Genomic DNA, 14738 nt, shown 5'->3' on the forward strand with positions numbered 1-14738 from the left:
AACGTGGTGTAGCCGTCAGGTGACGGGGTACCGCAGTCTGATCGGCTCGATGTTCTCTGGAGGGGCTCTCATGACCGGTTACCGGGTCGCTGACGTGATGACCAGGCAGGTGATCTACCTGCCTGCGGAGACCACCCTCGACGAGGCGGCCAAGGTGATGAAGGAGGCCGACATCGGCGACGTCGTCGTCACCGACGGCGCGAACCTGGCCGGCATCCTGACCGACCGCGACATCGTGGTACGCGCGGTGGCGGAGAGCGCCAACGCCAACACCACCACCATCGGTTCGATTGTCACCCGCGAGGTCGTGATGATCGAGCAGTTCTGCACGGCTGGTGAGGCCGCGTCGCTGATGCGTGAGCGTGGCATCCGGCGCGTACTCGTCTGCGACAACGAGCGGAAGCTGGTCGGGATCGTCTCCCTCGGCGACCTCGCCATGCAGCTCGACCCCACGTCGGCGCTCAGCGAGATCAGCGAGCAGTCACCCACGGTGTGAGGCAGCGTCACCGGCCGGACGCCTCCGGTCCGGGCACCGGCCGACACGTCATCCGGCCGCGCGGCGACGGCGGTAGCCTGGCCGAATGCCCGAGATGCCGAGCAAGCTGGCCGAGATCGTCGACGAGTTCGCCGGGGCTCCCCGTGATCTGGTGCTGGAGATGCTGCTGGAGTACTCCGACGCGGTGCCGCCGCTGCCCGCCGGGCACCCCGGACACGAGGGCATGGAACAGGTCGTGGAGTGCCAGACCCCGTTCTTCCTGCGTGCCGAGGTGACGCCCGAGGGCACCGTCGCCACGCTGTTCGACTGCCCGCCCGAGGCACCCACCACCCGGGCGTTCGCCGGCATCCTCGCCGAGGGGTTGGCCGGCGCCACCCCGGAGCAGGTGCTCGCCGTCCCGGACGACCTGTACCAGCGGATGGGCCTGGCCCAGGCGATCAGTCCGCTGCGGGTGCGTGGCGGCACCGCCATCCTCGCCCGGCTCAAGCGGCAGGTCCGCGAGCAGACCGCCTGACCCGGGCAGTGACCTGGGCGGCAGTCGGGAACAGACCTGCCGGCCAGCGGGTTGTCCCCGGTCATGGAGATCGACATCTACGCCGACGTGGTCTGCCCCTGGTGCTGGATCGGCCGCCGCCGATTCACCGAGGCGCTCGCGTCGTACGACGGCAAGGTGACCGTCCGGCACCGGCCCTTCCAGTTGGACCCGTCACCGGTTCCGTCGCCGCGCCCGACGCTCGACGTGCTCGCCGAGAAGTTCGGCGGCCAGGAGCAGGCCCGGCAGATGGTCGCCCGGGTCGTCGAGGTCGGCGCGAGCGTCGGTCTGGACCTGCGCTACGACCGGGCGATCGCCGCCAACACCTTCGACGCGCACCGGCTGACCAACTGGGCCGGCCGCCAGGACCGCGACGGGGAGATGGTCGAGGCGCTGCACCGGGCCCACTTCACCGACGGCGTCGACATCGGCTCCCGGGAGGCGCTGGCCGGGGTCGCCGCCACCGTCGGGCTGGACGGCGACGAGGCCCGCCGCTTCCTCGACTCCGACGAAGGGGTGACCGAGTTGAGGGCCGAACTGGCCGCCGCCCGACAGCTCGGGGTGACAAGCGTGCCCACCTTCGTACTCGCCGGCAGGTACGCGGTCACCGGGGCGCAGGAACCGGCCACCCTGCTGGCCGCCCTCGCCGAGGTCGAGCAGCGGGAGGCCGCCGCACACTGACGTCCGGCCATCGACGCCGTTGATGTTTCACGTGCAACGACATCGACACCTGCCGACGTTCAGACCGGCCTGGCCAGGTCTTCCACCACCCGCGCGCCGGGCAGCGCGGCCAGCGCCGCGCCCGGCAGGGCAATCTTGCTGTGCCGTACGCCCGATCCGATCACCACGTAGGGCATGGCCACCACCCGCGCGTCGACAAGGATCGGCCACTGCAACGGCAGCCCGATCGGCGTGATCCCGCCGTACTCCATACCCGTCAACTCGACCGCGTCGGCCATCGGCGCGAAGCTCGCCTTGCGTACGTCGAGCGCCCGCCGGGCCACCCCGTTCACGTCGGCCCGGGTGGTGGCCAGCACCAGGCAGGCCGCGTAGCGGGTCACCCCCTCGCGCTTTCCGGCCACGACCACGCAGTTTGCCGACTCGTCCAGGCCGACGTCGTACGCCGCACAGAACGCCGCGGTGTCGGCGAGGTCGGCGTCGATCGGCGCGACGAGCACCGCGTCGACGTCCACCGGAGAGTCGGCCGGCCACTGGGCGAGCGCGGCGGCGACCGGCGGAGCCAGCAGGTCGGTACGGGTGCGAGCGGGCTCGGTCTTCAGCGTTCCCATCACGCCTGTGATCGTCGCATCCTGAGTCGGCGACGCGGGCAGGGACCGTCGGGACCGCCCGATGCGGGTGTCGGTCAGCCGCCGTTGGTCAGGAAGCCGTGCCGTTCCAGCATCGCCCGGTCCCGGGAGGCGGCCATCTCCTCCGCCCGGGCCGCCTGGACGCGGCGCACCTCGATGTCTTCCAGGGCGTGCCGCACCGCGAGCCGGATCACCCCGTACAGGAAGACGAACCCGCAGACGTACAGCAGACTTGTGATGACGAACGTGAGCATGGCTCGACGGTAGGGCGAACGTGAACCCGAACAGGTGTCATCGAACCGGCGTTCGCCCGTACGTGTCGGACAGGTAGTCGGCCCAGGTCCGCCGGCCCGCCGGTCGGGCTTCGGTGACCAGGCCACCGGACCGCAGCTCCCGGCCGAGTCGACCGGGGAACCGGATCGGCAGCAGTGGACGGCGGGATCCGCGCGCCTGCCGCCAGGCCCGCACCGCCGCGTCGAAGCGCTGCACCTCGGGGCCGCCGTACTCGACGATGCCGTCGCGTGCTCCGGCCTGGAGCAGCTCGATCAGCTTGTCCGCCACCTCGCCGGCGTCGACCGGCTGGGCCAGCACGGCCCGGTCACCGACGACCGGGCCGAGCTTGCTGGACAGGCGCAGCAGCTCGTCGATGAACGGGAAGAACTGGGTGGCCCGCAACACCGTCCACGGCACGTCGCCGTTGGCGATGACCTGCTCGGCGGCGAGCTTGTGCCGGTAGTAGGAGTAGGGCACCCGGTCCACGCCGACGATCGAGACGTACACCAGGTGCGTCACTCCGGCGGCTGCGGCGGCGGCGACCAGGCGGCGGGTGCCGAGCACGTCGATCTGGTGGGTCCGCCGGGTCGGCGAGGACGCCAGGTGCAGCACCGCGTCCACGTCGGTCACCGCCGAGGCGAGCCCCTCGCCGGTGGCCAGGTCCGCCACCACCCACCGGACCCCCGATCCGGTACGCGGCCGGCGGCTGGTGGCCCGCACCTCGAACCCCGCGTCGACCAGCCGGGGCAGCACCTCCCGGCCCAGCGTGCCACCCGCGCCGGTGACAAGTACGCGCATGTCAACCTCCCTCGTCGCCTGTCCGCTCGACGGAACGAGCCGGCTACGGCGTGACCGGCTGTGAGCGGATTCACTTCGCCAGGTCGAGCACCGTGATCACCACGAAGAGCGCGATGACCGCCTCACTGACCAGCCAGGAGTGGTTGTCCGCCCAGTCCCGGATGCGCGGCAGCACCACTGCCGCCCGACGACCGAGCAGCAGCAACGCCAGCAGGGGAAGGGCGAGCAGGAGCAGGGTGAGCAGCACGAAGGGCAGCAGATGCCACCACGGCAGGTCGTGTCGGGCGGCGCTGGCCCCGACGGTGGCCATGGTCAAATCGTCGGAGGGCATCCCCAGGAACAGCAGCAGGCCCACCTTCAGCGCGTACCCGGGGCTGGCGTGCTGGAGCTGGCCCATCCACCGTGGCGGTCCCGAGTGCCGGCGCAGGAACACCACCACCGCCAGTACCGTCAGCAACGCCAGGACGAACCAGTCGAGCCACCGTTCGACGGTGCCTCGCCCCGCGCCGGAGAAATTGATCTTGAATAGGTGGACCGCCAGCCAGGCAACTGTCGTACCACCGAGGACGACGAGCGCCGCGCCGGCCAGATAGCCGAGCGAGGCGGCCCGTGGCCGGTCGGACGAGGCGAAGAAGACCGCCGCCACCAGTTGGGTGCCGGCGACCATCACCACGGCCAGCGGCAGCAGCGTCAGGAAGGTCATCGCCAGCTCATCCTGCCGGCTGCCCCGACCGCGCACTGCCGCTTCGGCGATCCATCCGCCACCCGGCGCTGCTCGGCGGCACCCGGGCCCGGTCAGGCCGAAGCGGTACCTGACGTGGGTACGACCCGACCGGCGAGCAGGGCCCCGACCAGCGCCAGGCCGGCCGCGACGGCGAGGGTGACCCCGTAGTCGAAACGCCCCGGTGCCACCCCGGCGGCGAGTACCGCCCCGGTGAGCGCCAGCACCGTCGCCGCCGCCAACGAGTCGCACAGTTGCAGGGACGAGCTGTTACGCCCCTGCTCGCCGGCGGCCGACAACTCCAGGGTGAGCGCCGACAGCGACGGATAGAGCAGGCCCATGCCGAGCCCGGCGACCGCCCAGCCGACCACGCCCACCCATACCGGCACTGCCGGGAACACCCAAACCCCCACCACAGCGGTACCGACGGTGATGCAGCTGAGGCCCGCCCTCGGCAACGTGCCCCGGGACCGGGGCGAACTGATCCGCCCCTGCACCCAGGAGCCGAGCGACCAGGAGAGCGCCCCGGTGGTCAGCACCAGCCCCGCCGCCGTGGGCGTGAACCCCCGCTCACGCGACAGCATCAACGGGATCACCACCTCGGCACCCACGAACGCGGCCGAAGCCAACCCGCGCAGCCCGACCACTGTCGGCAGGCCGCGCGCAGCCCGCAGAAACCCCGCCGGCAGCAGTCGCGGAACGCAGATCAGCAGGCCGACCAGGGCCAGCCCGACAAGCGTCACGGCGGCGACTCCGCGCTGCTGACCCCCGATGTGCAGCAGTGCGGCGCTCACCCCCGCCCCACCGGCCCAACCGATCCGTGCCAACGCCCCGACCGACCAGCGGCTGGCACCGACCGCCCCTATCGACCGCAACCCCGGATGGATCAGCAGCCCCGCCGGCACCGCCACCGCCGGCACCGCCAGGAACACCCACCGCCAACCGACGTGCTCCACGACCAACCCCGCCACCACCGGCCCGACAAGCGACGGCACCACCCAGGCCGCAGCGAACGCGGCGAAGATCCGACGGTGCAGCCGCTCCGGGTACGCCTGCCCGACGATCACGTACAGCGCCACCGACAGCAGACCCGAGCCGAAGCCCTGCACGATCCGACCCACCACAAGCGTTGCCATGGTGGTGGCGGCCCCGGCCAGCAACAACCCGGCGACGAACCCGGCGAGACCGGACCACATCGACGCCCGCGGCCCCCGGGCGTCACACCAGATGCCGGAGAGCACCATCGCCACCACGCCGGCCGCGAAGGGGCCACCGAACGCGATCCCGTACAACGCCAGGCCGTCAAGCGCACGGGCGACGGTGGGCATGGCGGTGCCGACCGCCAACGCCTCGAACGCCAGCAACGAGACAAGCGCCACGCTGCCCACAGTCATCGCCCGCAGCCGAGGGGCGAACAGCGACTCGGCGCGTACCGGAGACGGGGCGATCAGCATGGGGCAAGCCTCGGACCTCAACCCATCTTCAAGTCAAGGGTGACGCGGCTTACCTCAGGCGGACTCCAACGCCTCACCCAGCCCCTTGGCCAGGCCGGACAGGTGCTGGTCGGCCAGCAGATGCCCGGCCGTGATCACCAGCGCCAGCGGCCACTCGATCACCTGGAGCACGGTCAGCACCCCGATACCGGCGTAGTACGTGAGCTTGTCCGGCGGCGGCACCGCCACCTCCCCCAGCCACGGCACATTCACCCGGCGGGTGAACATCTGCAACGACTCCCGGGTCCCACTGAGCTGTCGTGTCAGCGCACTCATCTCGCCTCCCCCCGTACCGATGTCGCCCACCCCGAATTCCTCCACCGTCACCGTCCATGCCCACCCGAGCGGGAAACTTTCCCCAGCTCCGGGGGCATAAGGGACGTCCGGCCGGGAAGCCAGGCCGCCGGGCACGAACGGTAGGGAGGCAACATGCGGTTTGACGCCGTCGGAGTACCTCCGGTGGTGGAAGCCGCCTCCCGCAGCGTCGGTGCCGCCGCGACCCGGCTCGCCCGAGCGGCCGGGCTGACCAGCCGGCGGGTGTGGTCCCGCCCCGGCCGGCACCACATCGAGGTCCACGGCGTCTGCCAGGACGGCGGCGACACCCTCGCCCGCCAGGTCGAGACGGCGCTGGAAAGAATGCCGGGAGTCAACTGGGCTCGGGTCAACGCCCCCTCCGGCCGGGTGGTGGTCGCCGTCGACACACCGGGCCCCAAGGTCCGCGAACTGGTCGCCACCATCGCCCGGGTCGAACGCACCTGCCCACACGAACCCGATCCGGAGATCCCGCCGCCGCACCCACCCGAGGAAGGACCGCGCACCCCACGTACCCTCGGCGCGCTCGCCTCCGACGCGCTCGGCCTGACCATCTCCGCGGCCACCCGGATCCTGCCCGTCACGCCGGTCCCCGGTGAGGTCTCCGGACTGCTCAGCGCCATCGACCTGCACCCGAAACTGCACGCCCTCGCCGGTCTGGGACTGCGCCGCGACCCCCGCGCCGAGCTTCTCTTCCCACTCGCCGAGGCGGTGGTGCAGGGCCTCACCGGCGGCTGGACGGGGATAGTGCTCGACGGCGCACAGCGGATCGTGCAGTGGGGAGAAGGGCTGGCCCAGCTACGAGCCTGGGAGAAGGCCGAACCCCGGCTCACCGGCGAACCGGATCGCGCCGTCGCCCGTACCCCCGCCAACGACCGGCCCTGCCCGAAACCTGACGGCTCCGTCGAGCGGTACATCGACCGGATGCTCGCCGGCGGCGCTGCCGCCTTCGCCGCGGCGACGCCCGTGGTCGGCCCGAAACGGGCCGCCGCCCTCGGCCTGTCCGCGCTGCCCAAGGCGCCGGGCAGCGGACGCGAGGGGTACGCGGCCCAACTCGGCCGGATCCTGGCCCGCCGCGGCGTCATCGCGATGGACCGCAGCGTGCTCCGCGAACTCGACCGCATCGACACGCTGGTGCTCGACGCCCGGATCCTCGGCTCCGACCGGGGTGTCCTGTCCGACCTGGCCCCGCTGCCGGGCGTCGACACGGCCCGGGTGGCCGCCCAGGCGTTCACCCTCTTCGAACCGACCGCACCTGACGACGTACGCCACCTCGACGGTTGGCGGCTCGGCCCACTTGACCGCCTCGACGTGCGGGACCCCGGCGACACCGACGACAGCCGGCGGCTCCGCGAACGCGGCGGCACCCTGCTCGGTCTGGCCCAGGCGGACGCGCTCACGGCCGTGCTGCGGGTCGAACCGGAGCCGGCACCCGGCGTCGAAGCCCTGCCGGCCGTCGCCCGGCAGGCCGGCCTGCGACTCGTCGTGGCCGGCGGCGACCCGGACCGGCACGCCCCCGCCGACGCACTGGTACCCGGCGGCGACCACCTCACCGAGTCGGTACGCACCCTGCAACGGGAAGGCGCTGTGGTGATGCTGGTCTCCGGCGACCGGTCCGCGCTCGCCGCGGCGGACTGCGGACTGGGCCTCGCCGACCCGGACGATTCCCCACCGTGGGGGGCACACCTGCTGGTCGGAACCGACCTGCGGGTCGTCGCCCTGATCATCGAAGCGGCCGGGGTGGCTCGGCGGATGACCGCGCAGAACCTACGCATCGGACTGGCCGGCACCGGCCTCGGCGCACTCGGTGCCTTCACCGCCGACCCGGCCCGGCTGCCCGGCCGTACGCTCGCCTCGGTGAACGGTGCGGCGGCGCTGGCCTTCGCCCACGGCGTCTGGCGGGCCGGTCGGCTGACCGAGGGGAACGCCGCACCCGCGCCAGCGATCACCGCCTGGCATCTGATGCCGGTGCCCACGGTCTTCGACCAGCTCGGCACGGACCGCGACGGACTGACCGAGACCGAGGCCCAGCGACGCCAGGCCAACCGGCCAGGTGAGGCAGCCGGCCCCGGTGGGCTGCTCCGCGCCTTCGTCGACGAACTCGCCAACCCGCTCACCCCGGTGCTCGCCGCCGGGGCGGTGCTTTCCGCAAGCTTCGGTTCGCTAGTCGACGCCGCCCTGGTCGGCGGGGTCGTCGGAGCGTCCGCGCTGGTAGGAGCGGTACACCAGCGCAACACCGAGAAGTCGCTCGCCCAGTTGCTGTCCCGCTCGGCGGTGACCGCCCGGGTCCGCCGCGACGGCGTCGAACGGGTGGTACCCGCCGACGACCTCGTGCCCGGCGACGTGATCGTGCTCGAATCCGGCGACGCCGTACCCGCCGACTGCCGGGTGCTGACCTCCGTCGGGTTGGAGGCCGACGAATCCTCCCTGACCGGCGAGTCGCTGCCGGTCACCAAGACCGACCAGCCGGTGGTCGCCGCCGCCGTGGCCGAACGCTCCTCCATGGTCTACGAGGGAACCAGCATCGCCGCCGGCCGGGGCGACGCCGTGGTCGTGGCCACCGGCACCGACACCGAGGCCGGACGCAGTCTCGCCCTGGCCGGGCAGGCACCACCGGTCAGCGGAGTCGAGGCCCGTCTGGGCAAACTGACCCGCGCCGCGATCCCGGTGGCCGCCGGGTCGGCGATCGCGGTGGCCGGCGCCGGGCTGCTGCGGGGCGTACCGCTGGCCCAGACCGCCGCGACCGCCGCGAACCTGGCCGTCGCCTCGGTGCCCGAGGGGCTGCCGTTCCTGGTCAGCGCCGCCCAGTTGGCCGCCGCCCGACGGCTCGCCGAGCATGGCGCGCTGGTCCGCAACCCGCGCACCATCGAGGCACTGGGCCGGGTCGACGTGCTCTGCTTCGACAAGACCGGCACCCTCACCGAGGGGCACCTGATGCTGGCCGGAGTGGGTGACGCCGACTCGTACGCCCCGCTCGAACAGCTCGACGACCGGTTGCGACGCACCCTGGCGGCGGCGTTGCGGGCCACCCCCGCCGCCGACGACCCCGAGGAACTCTCCATGCAGACCGACCGGGCGGTACTGCGGGGAGCCCGCGCCGCCGGTGTCGCCGAAGACGACGGGGCGCCCGGTTGGCGGGCCGCCGGTGGTCTGCCGTTCGAACCGTCGCGCGGGTACCACGCAAGCGTCGGCGAGACCGGCGGTGGGTTGCTGCTCAGCGTGAAGGGCGCGCCAGAGGCGGTGCTGCCCCGATGCGCCGCCCAACGCATCGGCGGCCGGGACGAGCCGCTCGACGACGCGGGCCGGGCCGAACTGCACCGGCTGCTCGGCGAGCGGGCCGGCGCGGGGCACCGGATCCTCGCCGTCGCCGAGTGCACGGTCGCCGACCCGGACATCACCGACGACGGCGTACGCGGCCTGGTCTTCACCGGCTTCCTGGCCATCGCCGACGGGGTACGCGCCAGCGCCGCGCCCGCCGTCCGTCGGATCCGCCAGGCCGGTGTGCACACCATCATGATCACGGGGGATCACCCGGCAACCGCCGAGGCGATCGCCGCCACCATCAGCGACGGAGACGCCCAGCGGGTGGTCACCGCCACCGAACTCGACAAACTCGACGACAACGCCCTCGCCGAACGACTGGCCGGCACCGACGTGGTGGCCCGCTGCACGCCCGCCCACAAGGTTCGCATCATTCAGGCACTCCAGAAATGCGGGCGTACCGTCGCGATGACCGGCGACGGCGCCAACGACGCCCCCGCCATCCGGCTGGCCGACGTCGGCATCGCCCTCGGCCAACGGGGCACCCCGGCGGCCCGCGCCGCAGCCGACCTGGTGGTCACCGACGACCGGCTGGAAACCATAATCGCCACCCTCGTCGAAGGTCGGGCGATGTGGTCCTCGGTCCGCCACGCGCTGAGCATCCTCGTCGGCGGCAACCTCGGCGAGATCGCGTTCAGCGTGCTGACCGCCGCCGCCACCGGCCGGGCCGCGCTCAACGGACGCCAACTGCTGCTTGTCAACCTGCTCACCGACATGGCACCCGCGCTGGCCATCGCCGTACGGCCACCCGGCGGTGACCACGCCGACGGGCTGCTCCGCGAGGGCCCGGACAGCTCACTCGGCCAGACCATGACCCGCGAGATCGGCCTGCGCGCCGCCGCCACCACCCTCGGTGCGACCACCGGCTGGGTGCTGGCCCGCTACACCGGCACCCGGCGACGCGCCGGCACCGTCGCCCTGGTCTCCCTGGTCGGTACGCAACTCGGCCAGACCGTGCTGGCCGGTGGCACCAGCCCGACCGTGCTCGCCGCCACCGCCGCGTCCTTCGGCGTACTCGCCGTGGTCGTGCAGACCCCCGGGCTGAGTCAGTTCTTCGGCTGCACCCCGCTGGGACCGGTCGGCTGGACCATCGCCACCGGATCCGCACTCGGCGCCACCCTCGCCAACGGCGCCCTCACCCAACTCGTCGCACGCTTCCCACAGACCGACGACGAACCGGTCGAAGGCGAACCGGTCGAAGGCGAACACACCGACGGTGAGCAGGCCAGCCGTGGACAGGCCGGCGCTGGACAGGGGGCTGACGACGAGCCGGCCGGCGCCGGCTCGGCCGGCCCAGGCTCAGCCCGACCACGCGACCCTGCACACCGTGCGTAGCCGTTGCTGCCGCAGCGGCCCGTCCGGCGTCAGGTGGTGTGATCCCAGGTGGCGGCGGCGCGGCGCAGCCGGTCGTTGACGGCCCGCCCCAGACCGGTGTCAGGTACCGGCTCCGCGACTATCTCGGCCACCCCGACGGCGTCCAGTCGATGCAGCGCGTCGAAGAGGCGGGCCGCCGCCTCGGTCAGATCACCGGAGACGGAGAGCACCTCCACCGCCGCCCAGTCACCCGCCGGCCGGTCCCGGAACGCCAGATACCCACGACCCGCACCCGCCGGCTCCGCGCCGGACACCAGCCGCAACGGCGTACGCGGCGCGTAGTGTGCGGCCAACGTGCCCGGCGCGACCGGCTGCCCTGAGCTGCCCGGCCGCACCGTCACCGGCCCGGTGACCTTCTCCAACTCCTCGACCGGCAACGCACCGAGCCGCAACACCACCGGATGGTCGCCCCGGGCGTCCACGATCGTCGACTCGATCCCGCACCGGCTCGGCCCACCGTCGAGCACCACGTCCACGGCCGCACCCAGCCCGCGCACCACGTGCTCCGCACGGGTGGGACTGAGCTGGCCGAACCGGTTCGCGCTCGGCGCCGCCACCGGGACCCCGGCAGCGGCGATCAACCGGCGAGCGTGCTCGTGGTCCGGCACCCGCACCGCCATGCTGTCGAGCCCGGAAGTGACGATCGGCGGGATCTCGTCCGGGCGGTCCACGATAAGGGTCAGCGGCCCCGGCCAGAACCGGGCCGCCAACGCCGCCACGGCCGGCGACACCGCGCCCACAAGCGGTTCCAGATCCGCCGCGTCGGCAAGATGGGTGATCAGCGGATCGAAGCTCGGCCGCTGCTTCGCCTCGAAGATCCGGGCCGCCGCCCGCGCGTCCAACGCGTTCGCGCCAAGCCCGTAGACGGTCTCCGTCGGAAAGGCCACCAACCCACCCGTACGCAGCACGGCAGCCGCCTCGCCGAGGTCACCGTCGGCAGGCAGGACACGGGGAGATCCGATACTCACACCCTCGACGCTAGCTTGCCGACGACCACCTGCCGTGTGTCACCCCGGGGACGTCGATCGTTCGACCGTCGCACTGTGCCTACCGGCGAGGACCGGGCAGCCCCGGGGGGTCAACTAGCTTTGACCGCGTCGAACCCACCAGAACATGTTCGTCCTCGTGTCGGCAGGGTGCGGCACCTCGGGCGGACGGCCAGCAGACCGCAGGTGTCGAGAAGAGCGACACCCAGCAGGACGACTGCGGCGGTGATTCCGGCAACCAATGACGGGACGGCCAGTAGCGGCACCCCGGTGGCGAGGAGCACTGCGATTCCCACCCAACGGCGCGGAGAGACGCGGTCGAAGACCGCCCGTTCAAGAGCCGCCCTACCGAGCAGGTAGCAGACAGGACCACCGATGATCATGACAAGCCAGGCGGGATAGGTGCGTCCCGTCGGGTGCAGCTGAATCAGTTCGTGCCCGACCGCGACGAACACGATTCCGAGGATCATCACCACGTGGGCGGAGCCGATGAAGCGGCCCAGAGCGGCCGGGTCGCGGGCACTGGCGACGGCCTCCCCCAGTACCTGCCCCGCCCGTTGGAAGTAGATCCGCCACAGCAGCACCGCGAGGACGAATGCCACAACCAGCCCGATGCTCTCGTAGCCGCCCGGTGGGCGCGGCCCGCTGGCGTAGCTGATGCCCGCCGCGAGGATCGTCTCGCCGAGGGCGATCAGGATCAACTGCTGAAAGCGGTCAGCGAGGTGGTGGGGCGACAGCGCCCACGCCGACTCCTTCCCACGCCCCAGGCGGGGTAACGGCCAGCCCAACCGTGTAGCGCAATAGTCGACCACCACGGCCAAGATCCAAAACGTTACCCGCGCCGACCCGGAGTTCAACGCTCCGACGGTCCACAGCAGTGCCACCGGAACGGACCAGAGCAGCGGCCGGAGGAGCATCCGAGCGAGCGGATGTCCACGGACGAAACAGCCGGTGACCAGCACGCGCCCGACGTGACTGACGGCGAACGCCAGCGCGAAGGCAAGGCCGGCACCTTTGAAGGCGTACGGCACGCTCGCGCCCATGACCAGCAGCGTGAACGCCGTACCCAGGACCACCCACTGTGTCTGCGGAACTCGCGGATCGAACCGCGCGGTGACGTAGGCGGTGATCATCCAAGTCCAGATGAGCGGCGCGAACAGCAGCAGCATCTGCCCTATCGCGGTCCATCGCCTGGCGATGTCGGAACCTTCCAGACCCGGATCCTCGAGGCCCGACGCCACGTGGACCACCAACCGGTTGAGCGCGAACACCATCACCAGGTCGAAGAACAGCTCCACGTACGTGGCCTGCTGGCTGCTCTCCGGGCCACGCAGCAACTCGGGCCCAAATCCCCGATCCAGACGCCGCCGGCCGCTAGCCACCCTCCCATCGCAGCCGATATCGCGCGCTGCGGAAGCCACTTCCACAGAATGCGCGCCATTCGAATCCCGCAGCCCGGTGCAGGAGGGTGCCCGGAGCACGTGCGGTACTAGGTGGAGCCCAGGGGACTCGAACCCCTAACCCCTGCCTTGCAAAGGCAGTGCTCTGCCAGTTGAGCTAGGGCCCCTTCGCGGCGCTACCGCCGCAGGTCGGCGACGAACGTCGTCAGCGCAGGTCCGGCGAGGTGGTCGCCTCGTGCCAGAGAGCGCGCTCGTCGTTGGCTTCCTTGACCTTCTTGGCTACCACCGCGGCCACGCCGACGACACCGACCAGGATCAACAGCTTCTTGAACATCGGGGCTGCCCCTTACGCTCGACGTGCCGTCGGACCATGTGCGGTGGGGCTAGCTGGAATCGAACCAGCGACCTCAGAGTTATCAGCTCTGCGCTCTAACCGACTGAGCTATAGCCCCGCGTAGCGACGAGCAAGGTTAACCCATCCGCCCAGCGGCTCCCAAATCGGGGCCAGGCCTGCCAGCCACCCCCGTCGCACCCTGAACCTACCCGAGTACCAGGGGCGGGTACACCGGGTTACCCGGCCCGCCACCATCCCCGACGGACCCTGCCGCTGGATGCCGCATCCTGCGCGAATCGAGCCGGTGAAGACGCCGATATGCGGTATCCCGCGCGGGACCTGGCCGTCGGCGAGGTCGGCTGGGCGGCGTCCCGCGGCCGGCGCGGCGGCGGGTACGGAAACGCCGGCCCGCGCCACCGGTGAGGGCGGCGCGGACCGGCGTCGGAGATCGTGTCAGTCCCGCTCGGCGAGGGTCAGCTCGATGCCGCCCACCAGGTCGGCGCAGACGTTGTAGACGAACGCACCGAGGGTGGCCAGCGCGGTGAACAGCACCACGTTGACCAGGCCGATCAACGCCGAACTGAAGATCACACCGCGTGCGGTGATCTGGAAACCTTCAGTGCTCTGCCCACCGCCCGCGTTGACCAGGTCACCGAGGCTGTCGTTCACGCTGGCGAACACGCCCATCGCGTCCAGGGCCAGGTACAGCACCGAGGTCGCCACGACGATGACGATGAACAGCACCACCGACACCGCGAAGGCGAACTTCATCACCGACCACGGGTCGATCCGCTTGAGGTTCAGTCGAGCCCGACGCGGCCCGCGCGAGGCAGCCGAGCTGACCGAGGTACGCGCGGCGCGTACCGCCTCACCGACCCGCGCCGCACCCACCGCCGTGCTGACCCCCGGAGGCAGACCACCGCCGCTGGCCGGACGGCCGAGGCCGAGTGGCCGGGTGGTGTCCGGCTTCGGACCGGCCCCGGTCACCCGGGGCTGGGTGCCCGTCGTGCCGGTGCTGGCCGTCGGCAGGACCCCGGTGCTCGTCGGCGGCAGAACCCCCGTGGTACCCGCGAAAGGCTTGCCCGCAGCGGCAGCCGTCGACGGTGACGGCGACGGCTTATCGACGGAGGTCGTCGGGACGTCCGTGGTGCTGCCGGCCTCTGTCACCTTCGTCTCGGCGGCGTCGCCCTCCGACTCGTCCGTCGGCTTGTCGGGCGGTGGGGCCATACCGGGAGCCCGGGTGAATTTCGGGGCAGGCGCGTCGGCGGGGACGGTGGCCCGGCCCACGGCCGCGCGGCCGGTCGATGGCGTGCCGCTCTTCGCGGCTTCCTCGTCGACCGGGTTGGCCGAGGTCCCCGCGTTCCCCGACTTCGCCTGTGTCTCCGTCATTC

At 72.0% G+C, this 14738-nt stretch carries 14 protein-coding genes and 2 tRNA genes; 4 read left to right on the forward strand and 12 right to left on the reverse strand.

Annotated features, from left to right (window positions below; translation table 11 throughout):
• Nucleotides 1-70 precede the first annotated feature (70 nt).
• The 3 genes from CLT74_RS21695 (at nt 71) to CLT74_RS21705 (ending at nt 1709) form a co-directional block, all read left to right on the forward strand.
• A complete protein-coding gene (locus CLT74_RS21695; RefSeq protein WP_099848367.1) occupies nt 71-496 on the forward strand; it encodes a CBS domain-containing protein in 426 nt (141 codons plus the stop codon).
• An 85-nt stretch (nt 497-581) separates the two neighbouring features.
• Nucleotides 582-1010, forward strand: a complete 429-nt coding sequence (locus tag CLT74_RS21700; RefSeq protein WP_099848369.1) for a SufE family protein — start codon at nt 582-584, stop codon at nt 1008-1010.
• Nucleotides 1011-1073: 63 nt separating this feature from the next.
• A complete protein-coding gene (locus tag CLT74_RS21705; protein ID WP_099848371.1) occupies nt 1074-1709 on the forward strand; it encodes a DsbA family oxidoreductase in 636 nt (211 codons plus the stop codon).
• A 59-nt stretch (nt 1710-1768) separates the two neighbouring features.
• Here the strand turns inward: CLT74_RS21705 and CLT74_RS21710 are convergent, their stop codons facing one another.
• The 6 genes from CLT74_RS21710 to CLT74_RS21735 all read right to left on the reverse strand — a co-directional run bounded on the left by CLT74_RS21710 (nt 1769) and on the right by CLT74_RS21735 (nt 5896).
• On the reverse strand, nt 1769-2317 hold the full coding sequence (locus tag CLT74_RS21710) for a YbaK/EbsC family protein (RefSeq protein ID WP_099848373.1): 549 nt from the start codon (nt 2315-2317) through the stop codon (nt 1769-1771).
• 74 nt (nt 2318-2391) lie between these two features.
• Nucleotides 2392-2589 carry a hypothetical protein gene (locus CLT74_RS21715; protein WP_099848375.1) on the reverse strand — a complete coding sequence of 66 codons (198 nt, stop codon included), beginning with the start codon at nt 2587-2589 and terminating at the stop codon, nt 2392-2394.
• A gap of 37 nt (nt 2590-2626) precedes the next feature.
• Nucleotides 2627-3406, reverse strand: a complete 780-nt coding sequence (locus tag CLT74_RS21720) for an NAD(P)H-binding protein (RefSeq protein WP_099848377.1) — start codon at nt 3404-3406, stop codon at nt 2627-2629.
• Nucleotides 3407-3476: 70 nt separating this feature from the next.
• The gene (locus CLT74_RS21725) at nt 3477-4109 is read right to left on the reverse strand and encodes a GAP family protein (protein WP_099852552.1); all 633 of its coding nucleotides are present in this window, start codon (nt 4107-4109) and stop codon (nt 3477-3479) included.
• A 92-nt stretch (nt 4110-4201) separates the two neighbouring features.
• On the reverse strand, nt 4202-5581 hold the full coding sequence (locus tag CLT74_RS21730; RefSeq protein WP_099848379.1) for an MFS transporter: 1380 nt from the start codon (nt 5579-5581) through the stop codon (nt 4202-4204).
• Between the two features lie 54 nt (nt 5582-5635).
• The gene (locus tag CLT74_RS21735) at nt 5636-5896 is read right to left on the reverse strand and encodes a hypothetical protein (protein WP_099852556.1); all 261 of its coding nucleotides are present in this window, start codon (nt 5894-5896) and stop codon (nt 5636-5638) included.
• 153 nt (nt 5897-6049) lie between these two features.
• Between CLT74_RS21735 and CLT74_RS21740 the strand changes: the two genes are divergently transcribed.
• Nucleotides 6050-10588 carry a cation-translocating P-type ATPase gene (locus CLT74_RS21740; protein ID WP_099848381.1) on the forward strand — a complete coding sequence of 1513 codons (4539 nt, stop codon included), beginning with the start codon at nt 6050-6052 and terminating at the stop codon, nt 10586-10588.
• Nucleotides 10589-10617: 29 nt separating this feature from the next.
• Here CLT74_RS21740 and CLT74_RS21745 read toward each other — a convergent pair whose 3' ends face one another.
• The 6 genes from CLT74_RS21745 to CLT74_RS21765 all read right to left on the reverse strand — a co-directional run bounded on the left by CLT74_RS21745 (nt 10618) and on the right by CLT74_RS21765 (nt 14736).
• Nucleotides 10618-11571, reverse strand: coding sequence for an L-threonylcarbamoyladenylate synthase (locus CLT74_RS21745; RefSeq protein WP_099852560.1), 954 nt, complete (start codon nt 11569-11571; stop codon nt 10618-10620).
• Between the two features lie 134 nt (nt 11572-11705).
• On the reverse strand, nt 11706-12911 hold the full coding sequence (locus tag CLT74_RS21750; protein WP_143697196.1) for a low temperature requirement protein A: 1206 nt from the start codon (nt 12909-12911) through the stop codon (nt 11706-11708).
• A 196-nt stretch (nt 12912-13107) separates the two neighbouring features.
• Nucleotides 13108-13180: transfer RNA gene (locus tag CLT74_RS21755), tRNA-Ala, on the reverse strand.
• A gap of 38 nt (nt 13181-13218) precedes the next feature.
• A complete protein-coding gene (locus CLT74_RS31490) occupies nt 13219-13347 on the reverse strand; it encodes a DLW-39 family protein (RefSeq protein ID WP_210936323.1) in 129 nt (42 codons plus the stop codon).
• Between the two features lie 44 nt (nt 13348-13391).
• Nucleotides 13392-13465, reverse strand: a tRNA-Ile gene (locus CLT74_RS21760).
• Between the two features lie 335 nt (nt 13466-13800).
• A complete protein-coding gene (locus CLT74_RS21765) occupies nt 13801-14736 on the reverse strand; it encodes a DUF3566 domain-containing protein (RefSeq protein ID WP_099848384.1) in 936 nt (311 codons plus the stop codon).
• Between the last annotated feature and the right edge of the window lie 2 nt (nt 14737-14738).

The sequence above is a fragment of the Verrucosispora sp. CNZ293 genome (assembly GCF_002754655.1).